The following is a 13,035-nucleotide window of genomic DNA, read 5'->3' on the forward strand; positions in this document are numbered from 1 at the left end:
CACGTCAGCGGGTGACGAAACCGCGGTAGTCCGCGGCGGCCACGTCGTCGCAGATCCGCCGGTAGCGCCCGACGCCACCGACGTACGGCATGAAGACCTTGGGCTTCCCGGGCACGTTCGCACCGGTGAACCACGAGTCGGTCTCCGGGTACAGGGTGGCCTCCGCGACCTCCTGGACGTGCGCGGTCCAGTCCTTCGCCGCCACCTCCGTGGCCTCGATGGTGGCGACGCCCCGCTCGCGCATGCTGAGGATCAGGTCCGAGATCCACTCCACGTGCTGCTCGATGGACACCACCATGTTGCTGAGCACGGACGGGCTTCCCGGCCCGGTCACGGTGAACAGGTTGGGGAACTGCGGAACGGACAGCCCGAGGTAGGTGACCGGGCCGTGCTTCCAGGCCTCGGTGAGGGGCACGCCGTCGCGTCCGTGGATGCCCATCGCGGTGAGCGGACCGGTGATCGCGTCGAACCCCGTCGCGAAGACCAGCACGTCGAGCGGGTGCTCCTCCGCCTCGGTCTGCACACCGGCCTCGGTGATCCCGACGAGCGGCGTCTCCCGCAGGTTCACCAGCCGGACGTTCGGCCTGTTGTACGTCGCGTAGTAGTTCGTGTCGAGGCACGGACGCTTGGTGCCGAACGCGTAGCCCTGCGGGACCAGCGCCTCGGCCAAGGCGGGGTCCTCGACGATCTCGCGGATCCGGTCGCGGACGAACTCGCCCGCGGTCTCGTTGGCCGCGCGGTCCAGCAGCAGGTCGTAGTAGGAGGAGAGCACGCCGATGAGCTCGCCGCGGTTCCACCGCTCGGTGAAGGTGGCCGTGCGCTCCTCCTCGGACACCTCGAGCGCGGACTTCGTTGGCCGCTCTGCGGGGATGCCGAACAGCGAACGGCGGGCCGCGACGTGCTCGGCCGGGTAGTCCTCGCGCATCCGCTCGACGAGCGCGGGGTCGATCGGGCCGTTCTTGGCGGGCAATGTGAAGTTGGCCGTCCGCTGGAACACGGTGACCTTCGCGGCGCCCTCGGCCAGGATCGGGATCACCTGGATGCCCGAGGAGCCGGTGCCGATCACACCCACGTGCTTGCCCGCGAGGTCGACATCCTCCTGGGGCCAGGCTCCCGTGTGCATCCACCGGCCTGCGAAGCGCTCCAACCCCGGCACCTCCGGGGGCTTCGACTTGGAGAGGGCTCCGACTGCGGTGACCAGGTGGCGCGCGGACAGCACTCCCCCGCCCTCTGTGGCGACGATCCATCGTCCGGTGTGGTCGTCGAAGTCGGCCCGCCGCACCCGGGTGTCGAAGCGGAAGCTGCGCCGCAGGTCGAACCGGTCGGCCACGTGGTTGAGGTACGCGAGGATGTCCGGCTGGGCCGAGTACTTCTCCGGCCAGTCCCACTCCTTCACCAGGTCCTCGTCGAACGAGTAGGAATACAGCATGCTCGGGATGTCGCACCGGGCACCCGGGTAGCGGTTCCAGTACCAGGTCCCGCCCACGTCGGACCCCGCCTCGATCCCGACGACGTCCAGGCCCGCCGAGCGCAGGCGATGCACCAGGTAGAGCCCGGCGAACCCGGCGCCGACGACGACGACATCCGCCTCGGCGGGGGTGGCGTCGTTCGGGTGTGTGGTCATGCTGCGTTCCTTCGGTCAGGGGGTGGCGGGAGCCGGTATGGCGAGCTGAGCGCGAATGTCGGCCTCGATGCGCGCCAGGCCCTCCGCCCGCAGGTCTCGGGTCAGCGCACGCTTCGCGGCACGGATCGCGGCCTCGGGGGCGGACGCGATCGCTGTGGTCCGTCGGTCGACCTCGGCGGCCAGGTCGGCGTCCGGGACGACCGCACCGACGAGACCGGCGCCGAGGGCGTCGGCCGCGGTCAGCACGCTGCCGCAGAGCACCAGCTCGGCCATCGTCTTGGGCCCGCAGGGGCGCAGCCCGAGGAACTGGGACGGTGCGACGCCGAGCGCCACCTCGGGCAGCCGGAACGTGGCCGACGCCGCCGCGACGGCGACGTCGGACGCGGCCACGAGTTCGGCACCGCCGCCCACGGCAGGACCGTTGACGGCGGCGACGACCGGATAGGGGTGCTCGACGACGGCTCGGATCGCCGCGAGGACGGTGTCGATCGCGTAGTCCAGGAGCTCCTGTTCCGCCAGTCCGGCCGCATGTCGCAGGTCGTCCCCGGCGCTGAAGCAGGCACCCCTGCCGGTGATCACGACGGGGGTCGGTCGGTGTTCGACGGCACGCAGAGCGTCCGCGAGACCGCACCAGCCGGTGTCGTCCAGGGCGTTGCGCCGCTCGGGCCGGTCGATCACGAGCCACGGGATGTCACCGTGCCGCTCGACTGTGATCATCCGTGATCCGCTCTGCCGTCCTTCCCGACCCATCGGGCTGCTTTATATAGTACAAGATACAGAACACAGGTCAACGACGCTCGAGGAGCTCAGGTGGATCTCGGACTCACAGGGATGACGGTGCTGGTCACGGGGGGCAGCCGAGGGATCGGTCGGACGGTGGCCCGCGTGCTCCTCGAGGAGGGGGCCGCCGTCGGCATCTGCGCCCGCGATCCGGAACGGCTCGCCCAGACCGTGAAGGAGCTCGGCGAGCTGGGACCGGTCCACGGCGAGGTCGCCGACGTGGCGGACGCCGAGGCCGTCCAGCAGGTCGTGGATCGCTGCGCCGCCGAGCTCGGCGGTCTGGACGGCGTGGTCGCCAACGCGTCGGCGGGATCGCGCCGCGGTGGCGACGCCTGGCGAACGAGCTTCGAGACCGACCTGCTCGGGCTGGTCAACGTCATCGCCGCCGCCCGGCCGCATCTCGAGGGGAGCGAGCGGGGCTCGGTCGTCTCGATCGCCACGACCTCCGCGCTCGAGGCGGGCGTACTGCCCTCCACCGACAGCTACGCCGCGCTCAAGGCCGCGGGTCTGCAGCACGCCCTCGGACAGGCGAGGGCACTCGCACCTCGCGGGGTGCGGGTCAACGTGGTGTCCCCCGGCCCTGTCCAGTTTCCCGGCGGCACGTGGGAGATGCTGCGCGACCGCGCTCCCGATCTCTACCGGTCTGCGGTCGACGCGACCGGCCTCGGTCGACTCGCCGAACCCGAGGACGTCGCCTCGGCGGTGGCGTTCCTCCTCTCGCCGCGGGCACGACACGTGACCGGCACCAACCTGACGGTGGACGGCGGGTTCACGCGGCGGTTCTCCTACTGAGCTGCGCCCCGGCCCCGCCTGGCAGGGGCCGGGGCGCCTCACCGCGGCACCCCGACCCGCACCGCGTCGGCGAGCAGGGCGACACCCTCGACGGCACCCGGGAGTGCGCCGACCATCGTCAGGAACCCGTGGGCCTGCCCGGCAACCGTGTGAACCCGAGAGGGCACACCGGCGGCCGCGAGCGCCGCGGCGTACGCACGCCCCTCGTCACTCAGCACGTCGTGCTCGGCGAGCAGGACGGTCGCAGGCGGCAGGCCGCCCAACTCTGCTCGCAGGGGCACGAGATCGGGATCCGCGCGATCGGCGCCCGCGGCGTACTGGGCCCAGAACCAGCGGAGCAGGTCGGCGTCGAAGATGAGCTGGTTGTCCGGGTCGAGATAGGACGGCGTCGTCCCGGCGGGGTCCAGCGCGGGGTACGCCAAGAGCTGGTGCGCGATCGTCGGCCCACCCCCGTCCCTGGCCCGCCGGGCGACGACGGCGGCGAGGTTCCCGCCGGCGCTGTCCCCGGACACGATCAGTGGCACGTTCGACCCGGCGAGCTCGATGACCCGGTCCGCCGCCCACCGGACGGCGGCCCACGCGTCCTCGATCGCCGCGGGGAACGGATGCTCGGGGGCCAGCCGGTAGCCGGGCAACAGCACCGCGGCTCCGGCCGCCGTGGCGAGCGCGGCTCCGAAGGCCTCGTGCTGCTCGGGTGCGCCGAGGGTCCAGCCGCCCCCGTGGAAGTGCACGACGAGCGCGGTCACCGGCTCCGCGGGCACGAGCAGGACGCCGCGACCGGAGCCCCCGATCGACACTTCGCGGCGCTCGGCCGGAGCGGGACCGCGGAATCCCCGCGCCATGCCCGCGACAACCTTGCGGGCCCGATCGACGCCGAGGTCGCGCAAGGTGGGAACGCCGGGGGCCCGGGCCGCGTCGACCGCGGCCCGGGTCGCCTCGTCGAGGCTCATCGCCGCGCCTTCTTCAGCGCGCGCGAGAGGATCAGCCGTTGGATCTGGTTGGTCCCGCCCAGGATCTGCAGCGCCTTGACGTCGCGCATCATCCGTTCCACCGGATAGTCCTTCATCAGCCCGGCGCCGCCGAGGCACTGCACCGCGTCCGTCGTCACCTTCATGGCGACGTCGGTGGCGAACGTCTTGGCCATCGACGACAGCTCGTTAGCCCGCGGGCCGCCCGCGTCGACCTCCGCCGCGGCCCGGTAGCCGAGCAGGCGCGCCGCCTCGGTCTGCGTCGCCATGTCGGCGATCATGAAGGACACGCCCTGGAAGTCGTAGACCGGACGCCCGAACGCCTCCCGCTCCAGCGTGTAGTCCAGCGCGCAGTCGATGGCCGCACTCGCGACACCGACCGCCATGCCCGCGGTGCTGGGCCTGCCGTAGTCCATCATCACCTGGACGGCCTTGAACGCCTCCGCCTGGAGCATGTCCTCCGCGGGCACCTCGACGTCGGTGAACGTCAGGCCGGCCACCGACCCGCCTCGGATGCCGATCATCTGCTCCTCGCGGGTGGTCTCCACACCGGCGGTCGTGCGACGGTCCAGGAAGAACAGCCGGTGAGCCGACGGCCCCGCGCCCGGCTCCACCGTGGCGAGGACCGCGATGAAGTCCGCGACCCCGCCGTTGGTGATGTACTGCTTGGCGCCGTTGAGCACCCAGTACCCGCCCTTGTCGACGGCCCGGGTGGTGATCGCCGCGATGTCGCTGCCCGCGCCGGGCTCCGTCCCGGCGAAGCAGCCCATCCCGTTCCGCAGGACGGGGAAGAAGCGCTTCTGCTGGTCGGGCGTCCCGAACAGGCGCAGCATCACGATCGGGCCGTAGCCCTCGAGCAGGGAGCAGGTGGCCAAGGAGACGCGGGAGAGCTGCTCGGTCATCACCACCCACTCGGTCGCGCCCGCACCGTCCCCGCCGTACTCCTCGGGGACGAGCAGGTCGAGCCAGCCCCACTCCACGAAGCGCTCGACGAGGTCGTGGGCGAACTCGCCGGTCTCCTCCATCCGCTGGGCATAGGGGCCGAGCTCGGCCCGGGCGATCTCCGCGACGGTGCGCGCGAGATCGGTCTGGTCCTGGTTCAGCACGGTCATCGTCATGGTGGGCTCCGTCAGGTTCAGGCCAGTGCGGCGCCGGTCGGCACCCGACCCGCGGCGACGTCGTCACGGAGGACCCGCTTGAGGATCTTCCCCGTGGAGGACAGGGGCATCCCGTCGACGACTACGACGGACTTCGGCCGCTTGAAGTCGGCGAGCTGGGCGGTGCAGTGGGCGCGCAGCGACTCGAGGTCGACCTCGGCGCCCGCCGCGGCGGTGACATAGGCGGTGACGGCCTCGCCCCACTTCGGGTCGGGGACTCCGATCACGGCGACCTGACCCACGCCGTCGAACGTGGAGATGACCTCCTCGACCTCGTTGGAGTACACGTTCAGTCCGCCGGTGACGATCATGTCCTTGGTGCGGTCGACGACGTAGAGGAAGCCGTCCTCGTCGAACCGGCCCAGGTCGTTGGAGGTGACCCAGTCACCGCGCCTGCTCGCCGCCGTGGCCTCCTCGTTCTCGAAGTATCCGACCGACAGGACCTTGCCGCGGGTGTAGATCTCGCCGACCTCCCCCGGAGCCACGTCGTTGCCCTCTGCGTCCAGCAGGCGGACCTCGGCACCGAGGAAGCCCTGCCCGACGGATCCGTCCCGGCCCTCCTGCTGGCTCGGGTGGATGCAGGCGCAGGTTCCGAGCTCGGTCGAGCCGTACGGGTGGTAGACGCCCTCGGCCGCGGCGAAATAGCGCTCGACCCGGCGGCGCAGCCCGGTGGACAGGGCGGAACCCATGGCGAGGATCGCGCGGACCGAGGAGACGTCGCGCTCCGCGGCGCCGTCGGCCTCGATCATCATGCTGAGCATGGTGGGCGCCGCGGGCAGGACGGTGACCCGGTGCTCCTCGATCAGCTGCAGCGCACGTGCCGGGTCGAACTGCTCCATCAGCACCACACGGCCGCCGCGGTACAACGAACACAGGCCGAAGACGAACCCCACACCACCGAAGATCGGAGCGGCGAGGAGGTAGGTGTCGTCGCGACCGCTCGCGATCTCCGCCGAGAGCGCGTTCCACTCGGTGACCAGGTTGCGGTGCGGGATGAGCGCGGCCTTCGGGGCACCGGTCGTCCCGGAGGTGAACGGCATCCAGAACGGGGCGTCCGGCGACACCTCGACGGTCGGCGGGGCGGGGTCGCTCCCTGCCAGGAGCTCGTCGTAGTCGAGCCAACCCGGCTCGCCGCCGCCCCTCCCGAGGACCGCGATGTCGATCCCCGCCAGCGCCACCGCCTCACGGACGACGGTCGCGAAACCGGGCGAGGTCACGAGCACCTTGGCGTGGGACCGCTCGAGGTAGTAAGCGAGCTCACGCGCGACGAGTCGGGCGTTCAACGGCACGATGACGGCGCCCGCCTTCGCGACCGCGAACATGAGCTCGTAGTAGGCGGGGTCGTTCCACAGCAGGACGGCCACCTTGTCCTGCACTCCCACCCCGAGACCGCCCAGGGCCCGGGCGAGCCGGTTGGAGCCGTCATCGAGCCGACCCCAGGTGTACGACTCGGAACCCGTGGTCAGCACCACCCGGTCCCGGGTCACGCCGGAGCGTGCGTAGTGGTGGGATATCTGGCCGAGGGTCAGTCCTTCGATCATGGCCTCGTCGACTCCTTCGTCCGGCTCTGCGATCACTCAGTGGGTGGTGATGAGGGTGCGTCCACCCTCTCCGGAGGCCATTCGGTCCAGCGCGTCCCCGATGCCGAGCAGGTCCGTGTGGTGGGTGACGAGTGGGCCCAGGTCGAGCCGGCCGGCCGCCACCAGGGCTCCGATGTCGGCGATGTCCCGGCCCGGCTCGCTGGAGCCGTAGACCGAGCTGGTCAGGGTTCGCGCCGAGCCGAAGAGCTCCATGGCGTTGAACTCGAGCGTGTCGGTGACCCGACCCGCGCCCACGACCACGGCCCGTCCTCCACGGCGGGTGGCATCCCAGGCCGCCCGGATGGTGCGCGACGAGCCCACGCACTCGAGGGCGTGGTCGGCCCCGATCCCGCCGGTGAGCCTGCGGACGTCCTTGGTGAGCGAGGGGCCGCTCACGAGGAAGTCGGTGGCGCCCATGGCCCTGGCCAGCTCCTCCTTCTCCGGGTGGAGGTCGGCGGCGATCACCCGGGCCGCACCCGCGAGGGCCGCACCCGCGACGGCGGACAGGCCGACACCGCCGAGGCCGAGCACGAGCACGGTGTCCCCCGACCGGACGTCGGCGGTGTTGCGCACCGCTCCCATCCCGGTCAGCACCGCACAGCCCAGCAACGCCGCGACCGGGTCGGGAATGCCCGTGGGGAGCTTCACCACGGCGCTCTCCGGGAGCACGGTCTGCTCGGCGAACGCGCCGATGCGCATGGCGACGTTCAGGGGGGTGCCGTCCAGCAGCGTGCCCCTCGGCACCGAGGCCACCGGGGCCGACTCGGCGCAGAGCCACTGCTCGCCGCGCAGGCAGAACCAGCACCTGCGACAGGCGGGCGCCCAGTTGATGACGACCCGGTCACCGACACCCACCTGCGAGACACCGGCCCCCGCCTCGACGACCGTCCCCGCGGCCTCGTGGCCGAGCACCAACGGGAACACCGGCCGGAGGGTGCCGTTCAGCATCGAGAGGTCCGAGTGGCACAGGCCCGCCCCGGTCAGCTCGACGCGGACGTCCCTGGGCCCGACCTCGGGCAGTACGAGCTCGAGGACCTCGGGCGCCTCGCCCTCGGCCTGCACCACGACGCCCTTCACCGTCGTCCCGCTCATCAGGCCTCCTCCACCGGCGGGAAGCCGTACAGGTCGATGGTGCTCGTCCCGCTCTTGATCGCGGTGATGATGTCCTGTTCCTTCCGTTCACGGTCGGCGGCGGCCGCGACGATCTCGGGCGCGGCCTCCCGGTCCAGGACGACGACGCCGTCGACGTCCCCGACCACGATGTCGCCCGCCTTCACGGTGACGCGTCCGACCTGGATCTCCTCACCGAGAGTGCCGCCGCCGGTCAGCTTCTCGGTCCCCCGGATGCAGAGCCCGCGCGCGAAGACCGGGAACCCGACCGAGAGCAGCTCGGCCCGGTCCCGGACGCACCCGTCGATCACGAGCCCGCCGAGATCTGCTGCACGGGCGGCCTCGCTCAGGATCTCGCCCCAGTAGCCCCAGTCGTATCCGGAGCCCACGTCGACGACCAGGACGTCACCCGGTGCCGCACGCCGGATCGCGTGATGTAGGTGGAGGTTGCTCCCTGCGGGGCTGCGCACGGGGTAGGCGGGCCCCGCCACTCGGAACAACGGGCCCACGGGTTTGATCTCCGGAGGCAGGTCGCCGACGCGACCGGCAGCCTCGTGCAGGGTCGCCGTCGGGAACCGCGCAGCGGCCGCAGCGACTCCGCTGGTCTCCGCAGGGATCTCGGTCAGTGCCATGACGCGAACGCCATCCCCACGCCGGTCCCGGCCTCCGAGCGGTAGGCGGCCACGTAGTCGATGACCTCCATCTGCAGCTCGTCGAGCGCGCCCGCCGCCGTGACCCAGTTCAGGATCTCCGAGGTGCCCGAGTTCATCTTGCGGCGGTCGATCGCCGTGAGCGCAGCGGCGTCGTGCGCGGCGATCGCGTCCAGAACCGCCCGGTCGAGCTCCTCGTCGACCACGAAGTGGCTCAGCCCCCCCGTCGTGATGACGGCCACCCGCTCGTCGCTCTCCCACGACCGGATCGCCTCCGCGACCGCCTTGCCCAGCGCGAAACACCGCCGCGGCGACGGCTGCGTGGGCGGGTACAGGGAGTTGAGGTGGATCGGCACCATCGGCAGGATCACCGCCCCCATCAGGCGCCTGCGGCTGTACGTCCAGGCATGACCCAGGGTCCGACCCGGCGGCTGGCGGGTGAGCTGGGCCGGATCGAAGTCCGACTCGGTCAGGTGGCCCGCGATGTGCCAGGCGAGGTCGGCGCGCACGGGATAGGTCTCCACCTGCTCGCCGTGGTAGGCCCATTGGGCGTCGCGCAGGCCGGTGGGCATGCCGGCCAGGACCGGCTCGGGGATCGGGTTGTCCGGCACCGAGTCCCCCAGGAACACGGCGAACGCGGGCATCCCGTCGTCCCCGAACATCTCCTTGTGGTCGTTGCCGATCACCACGGCGACGGTCGCTCCGGACTCCTCGAGGGCGAGCCTGCACTTCTCCAGACCCGCCTGCATCCGCTGGTCCTTCGCCACGAACACCTCGTTCGTGAGCTCGGCATCGAGACCCGGCGGGGCCATGGGCACGAGCTCGGCGAAGTCGTGCACGTGCCCGTCGACACCGATCAGGTCGGTCTTGCGCCGATCCCGCGCGGCGTGGTCGTGCCAGATCTCGACCGGGGTACTGAGCTGGGGACTGTGGGAACAGGCGACCCCGACCACGATCTCCGCCATGGGGCTCCTCTCGACGACGTTCTTCGTACTTTATATAGTATAGTGGCGTCGTGACAAGCGACGTTCCGCAGGCGCTCCCCGAGCACGTCGACGGCGTCCAGGACTTCCTGGGCTTCACGTTCGTCGAGTCGACGCCCGACCGCGTCGAGGTGGTGTGGGACGTCCCGGACCGCGTGCGCCAGAAACAGGGCATCGTCCACGGCGGCGCCTACTGCGCGCTGGTCGAGGCGGCGGCGAGCCGCGGCGCCGCCCGGTGGTGGGGCGATCGGGGGAAGGTCGTCGGCGTCAGCAACTCGACGGACTTCCTGCGACCGGTCCGCACCGGCCGGCTCTCCGTCGTCGCCACTCCGGTGGCCCGAGGCCGCACCCAGCAGCTGTGGGAGGTCGCGATCACCGACTCCGAGAGCCGCCTCGTTGCGACCGGCCGCGTCCGCCTGCAGAACCTGCGGGCGGACTGACCCGCCGCCCGGGCCGGACGGCGGGTCGCCGGGATCACCCGACGAGGCGGCGGGAGAGCAGCTTCGCGATCGTCTCGCGCTGGATCTGGTTGGTGCCCTCGTAGATCTGACCGATCTTGGCGTCGCGCATCATGCGCTCGAGCGGGTGCTCCCGCGAGTAACCCGAGGCACCCAGGCACTGGACGGCGTCGGTGGTCACCCGCATGGCCATGTCCGTGGCGAAGGCCTTGGCCATCGAGACGAGCTCCCCGCCGCGGGGCCCGCCGCGGTCGATCTCGGCGGCCGCCGCGTAGGTCAGCTCCCGCGCCGCCTCGATATCGGTGGCCATCTGGGCGAGCATGTGCGAGACGGCCTGGAACCGGTACACCGGCTGACCGAACTGGTGGCGCTCGTGTGTGTAGCGGACGGCGTACTCCATCGCCGCGTTCGCCATGCCGACGGCCTGAGCGGCGGAGGTCGGACGAGCCGCGTTCATGAAGGCGATGAACTCCTGCGTCCCGTTGCGCCCGCCCAGGCGGTTGGTGACCGGGATCCGGACGCCGTCGACGGCGACTTCGGCCACCGAGACCCCGTTGAGGCCCATGAGGTCCTCTTCGCGCTCGGCCCGCATCCCCGGCGACTCCCGGCCGTCGACGAAGAACAGCCCGATGGCCTGCTTCCCGGAGCCCTCGTCGACCTTCGCCACGACGGTGTAGATCTCGGCGTGGCCCCCGTGCCCGACCCACTGCTTGCGGCCGTCCAGGACGTACTCGTCACCCTCGCGCACCGCGACCGTACGAACCGAGGACACGTCGCTGCCCGCCTCCGGCTCCGACGCCATGAAGCAGGCGAAGGACTCGTCGAGGCGAGGGAAGAACCGGGCCTTCTGCTCATCGGTGCCGAGCAGGGCGACCATCGTGTTCATCCCGTTGTGCCCCAACAGGTGTGCGGCGGACATCGACACCGCTGCCACCTCCTCGGCCACGATGCACCATTCGGTCGTCCCGGCTCCGGCACCCCCGTACTCCTCGGGGACCGTCAGCGACATCCAGCCGAGCTCGCGGTAGAGCGCAACGAGCTCCTCGGGGTCGACCACCCGTTCGTCGAGCTTGCGTGCCATCGGCTCGATGCGCTCTCGGGCCACCTCGCGGGCGACCTCGCGCAGCGCCTGCTGCTCCTCGGTGAACTGCGGCATGTCGACTCCTCAGAGTGTGGGGACGGAGGGCGCGGGCGTGGCGAGCTTGGCCGCGACCTCGTCGCGCAGGACGCGCTTCAAGATCTTGCCGACCGGGCTGGTCGGGAGCTCGGCGCGGACGACGATCCGCTCCGGCAGCTTGTACTTGGACAGGCCCTCGGCGAGCAGGAACTCCCCGAGGGACGCGACGGTCGGCGGCTCAGCACCCTCGCGCAGCACGACGGCGGCGCACACGACCTCGCCGAGCCGCTCGTCGGGCACGCCGATGCACGAGGCCTGAGCGATGTCCGGGTGGGCCGCCAGGAGATCGTCGATCTCCGTCGGGGAGATGTTGAACCCGCCGCGGATGATGATGTCCTTGACCCGCCCCACGATCGCCACGTTGCCGTCCTCGCGCATGACACCGAGGTCGCCGGTCCGCACCCATCCGTCCGCGGTCCGGTAACGGGCGTCGAGCTCCGGGCTGTTGAGGTAGCGGAGTGGGGCGAACGGCCCGATCCCCCAGATCTCGCCGGGCTCCCCGCGAGGCACGTCGGCCCCGTCGGAGGTCACGATCTTCACCGTGCTGACCCGCTCGTCGGACCGCCCGACGGTCACCGCCGCGATGTCGATGGGCAGGTCGAGTCCCGTGTTGATGCTGACCCCGTCGGAGCAGCCGTAGAAGGAGATGGTGCCGAGCCCCAGATCCTCCCGCAGCTTGCGCGCGAGGTGAGCGGGAAGCGAGGAGCCCGCAGACACGACCACGCGAAGCGCCGTGAGGTCCCGGTCGGCGAAGCTCGGCTGCGCGAGCATCATCTGAACCATGGTCGGCACGCCGTAGAAGTGCGTGACCCGGTGACGCTCGAGGACATCGAGCGCCGCGTCCGCCTTGAACGCAGGTGTCAGCACGACGGTCGCGCCGTGCCGGGCGAGCAGCGCGCAGACCTGGACGCCCATGCCGGACCCGAGCGGGACCCCCGGGTACATCCGCGCCGTGGCGTCGATACCCATCTCCGACTGCATCACCTCGAAGGGCCGCCCCACGGCCTCGTGGCTGTAGAGGACCATCTTCGGTGCGGACTCCGTGCCGGAGGTGACGAACACACGACACCCCGCGGACGGGTCCACGCGACGTGCCGCCCAGGGCGTCGACTCGCGTAAGGCGGCGAGCAGGGCGGGGTGGGCGTCCTGTTCCCGGTCCGCGACCACGAGTGTGCGAAGACTCGGCAGCTCGGCGCGCAGTGTCTCGACCATCGCGATGTGGTCGCTGCCGTGGTAGGACCGGGGGCCGATGTAGGCCGATGCGGCGGCCCTGCCGAGGAGCTGGGTCACCTCGCGCTCCCGGTAGTGGGCCGGGAACGGCATGCAGATCGCACCGACGGCCGCGATGGCGAAGTCCACCGCGCAGCTGACCCAGCTGTTGGGGAGCTGTACCGCGACGACGTCGCCGGGCAGGACACCCTCGCGGTCGAGCAGGACGGCGATCCGGTCGACGGCCGCGAGCAGCTCGCGGTAGGTGAGCGTCCGGTCCGCGTCGACCACCGCGGGATGGTCCGGTCGAGCGGTCGCCGTCGCCCGGAAGGCGCCGTAGAGATCGAACTCGTCGTAGAAGCCGCGGTCGCGCCACGTCTGTCGCAGCGCGGGGGGCGTGAGGTCGTCCACCGCCGTCCACCCCGCGCCGTTCGTCGGTTCCCCTCTGCCGGGTTCAGGCATCATCGACCTCCCATGTCCCGGAGCCGGCGCCGCCGTGGTGGACGCGCCTCAGAGCACCGTTGCCACAGTTTATGGAATATAAAGT

The 13,035-nt window shown here is 71.3% G+C and carries 12 protein-coding genes; 2 read left to right on the forward strand and 10 right to left on the reverse strand.

Annotated features, from left to right (window positions below):
- Positions 1–4: 4 nt before the first annotated feature.
- Together ABD993_RS17750 and ABD993_RS17755 are read right to left on the reverse strand one after the other, a co-directional pair.
- Entirely contained in the window at positions 5–1,624 is a 1,620-nt protein-coding gene (locus ABD993_RS17750) for a flavin-containing monooxygenase (RefSeq protein WP_345419242.1), read from the reverse strand.
- Between the two features lie 15 nt (positions 1,625–1,639).
- Entirely contained in the window at positions 1,640–2,341 is a 702-nt protein-coding gene (locus ABD993_RS17755; protein WP_345419244.1) for an enoyl-CoA hydratase/isomerase family protein, read from the reverse strand.
- A 93-nt stretch (positions 2,342–2,434) separates the two neighbouring features.
- On the opposite strand from ABD993_RS17755, the gene ABD993_RS17760 reads away from it, so the two are divergent.
- Positions 2,435–3,196: an SDR family NAD(P)-dependent oxidoreductase gene (locus ABD993_RS17760; RefSeq protein ID WP_345419246.1), complete on the forward strand. Its 762-nt coding sequence runs from the start codon at positions 2,435–2,437 to the stop codon at positions 3,194–3,196.
- A gap of 38 nt (positions 3,197–3,234) precedes the next feature.
- Here the strand turns inward: ABD993_RS17760 and ABD993_RS17765 are convergent, their stop codons facing one another.
- From ABD993_RS17765 to ABD993_RS17790, 6 genes are read right to left on the reverse strand one after another with little or no spacing between them, the layout of a single operon-like run.
- Positions 3,235–4,146, reverse strand: coding sequence for an alpha/beta hydrolase (locus ABD993_RS17765; RefSeq protein ID WP_345419248.1), 912 nt, complete (start codon positions 4,144–4,146; stop codon positions 3,235–3,237).
- A complete protein-coding gene (locus ABD993_RS17770) occupies positions 4,143–5,282 on the reverse strand; it encodes an acyl-CoA dehydrogenase family protein (protein ID WP_345419251.1) in 1,140 nt (379 codons plus the stop codon). Before ABD993_RS17770 ends, ABD993_RS17765 begins: the two co-directional genes overlap by 4 nt.
- Positions 5,283–5,299: 17 nt before the next feature.
- Positions 5,300–6,862, reverse strand: coding sequence for a class I adenylate-forming enzyme family protein (locus ABD993_RS17775; protein ID WP_345419254.1), 1,563 nt, complete (start codon positions 6,860–6,862; stop codon positions 5,300–5,302).
- 36 nt (positions 6,863–6,898) lie between these two features.
- Entirely contained in the window at positions 6,899–7,993 is a 1,095-nt protein-coding gene (locus ABD993_RS17780) for a zinc-binding dehydrogenase (protein ID WP_345419257.1), read from the reverse strand.
- Positions 7,993–8,643 carry an RraA family protein gene (locus ABD993_RS17785; protein WP_345419259.1) on the reverse strand — a complete coding sequence of 217 codons (651 nt, stop codon included), beginning with the start codon at positions 8,641–8,643 and terminating at the stop codon, positions 7,993–7,995. The genes ABD993_RS17780 and ABD993_RS17785 overlap by 1 nt, the downstream gene beginning before the upstream one ends.
- Positions 8,634–9,626 (reverse strand): DODA-type extradiol aromatic ring-opening family dioxygenase, encoded by a 993-nt coding sequence (locus ABD993_RS17790; RefSeq protein ID WP_345419262.1) that lies wholly within the window; start codon positions 9,624–9,626, stop codon positions 8,634–8,636. The genes ABD993_RS17785 and ABD993_RS17790 overlap by 10 nt, the downstream gene beginning before the upstream one ends.
- 50 nt (positions 9,627–9,676) lie before the next feature.
- On the opposite strand from ABD993_RS17790, the gene ABD993_RS17795 reads away from it, so the two are divergent.
- Positions 9,677–10,084 carry a PaaI family thioesterase gene (locus ABD993_RS17795; protein WP_345419264.1) on the forward strand — a complete coding sequence of 136 codons (408 nt, stop codon included), beginning with the start codon at positions 9,677–9,679 and terminating at the stop codon, positions 10,082–10,084.
- A gap of 34 nt (positions 10,085–10,118) precedes the next feature.
- Here ABD993_RS17795 and ABD993_RS17800 read toward each other — a convergent pair whose 3' ends face one another.
- Together ABD993_RS17800 and ABD993_RS17805 are read right to left on the reverse strand one after the other, a co-directional pair.
- On the reverse strand, positions 10,119–11,258 hold the full coding sequence (locus ABD993_RS17800) for an acyl-CoA dehydrogenase family protein (protein WP_345419266.1): 1,140 nt from the start codon (positions 11,256–11,258) through the stop codon (positions 10,119–10,121).
- Between the two features lie 9 nt (positions 11,259–11,267).
- Positions 11,268–12,899 carry a class I adenylate-forming enzyme family protein gene (locus ABD993_RS17805; RefSeq protein ID WP_345419269.1) on the reverse strand — a complete coding sequence of 544 codons (1,632 nt, stop codon included), beginning with the start codon at positions 12,897–12,899 and terminating at the stop codon, positions 11,268–11,270.
- Between the last annotated feature and the right edge of the window lie 136 nt (positions 12,900–13,035).

It is taken from the genome of Pseudonocardia xishanensis (genome assembly GCF_039541715.1).
Lineage (GTDB): Bacteria > Actinomycetota > Actinomycetes > Mycobacteriales > Pseudonocardiaceae > Pseudonocardia > Pseudonocardia xishanensis.

Excerpts from the sequence above, each read along its gene's own strand:
- ABD993_RS17785 (WP_345419259.1), bottom strand. The coding sequence starts at position 8,643 with ATGGCACTGACCGAGATCCCTGCGGAGACCAGCGGAGTCGCTGCGGCC.
- ABD993_RS17775 (WP_345419254.1), bottom strand. The coding sequence starts at position 6,862 with ATGATCGAAGGACTGACCCTCGGCCAGATATCCCACCACTACGCACGC.
- ABD993_RS17790 (WP_345419262.1), bottom strand. The coding sequence starts at position 9,626 with ATGGCGGAGATCGTGGTCGGGGTCGCCTGTTCCCACAGTCCCCAGCTC.
- ABD993_RS17770 (WP_345419251.1), bottom strand. The coding sequence starts at position 5,282 with ATGACGATGACCGTGCTGAACCAGGACCAGACCGATCTCGCGCGCACC.
- ABD993_RS17800 (WP_345419266.1), bottom strand. The coding sequence starts at position 11,258 with ATGCCGCAGTTCACCGAGGAGCAGCAGGCGCTGCGCGAGGTCGCCCGC.
- ABD993_RS17755 (WP_345419244.1), bottom strand. The coding sequence starts at position 2,341 with ATGATCACAGTCGAGCGGCACGGTGACATCCCGTGGCTCGTGATCGAC.
- ABD993_RS17750 (WP_345419242.1), bottom strand. The coding sequence starts at position 1,624 with ATGACCACACACCCGAACGACGCCACCCCCGCCGAGGCGGATGTCGTC.
- ABD993_RS17780 (WP_345419257.1), bottom strand. The coding sequence starts at position 7,993 with ATGAGCGGGACGACGGTGAAGGGCGTCGTGGTGCAGGCCGAGGGCGAG.
- ABD993_RS17765 (WP_345419248.1), bottom strand. The coding sequence starts at position 4,146 with ATGAGCCTCGACGAGGCGACCCGGGCCGCGGTCGACGCGGCCCGGGCC.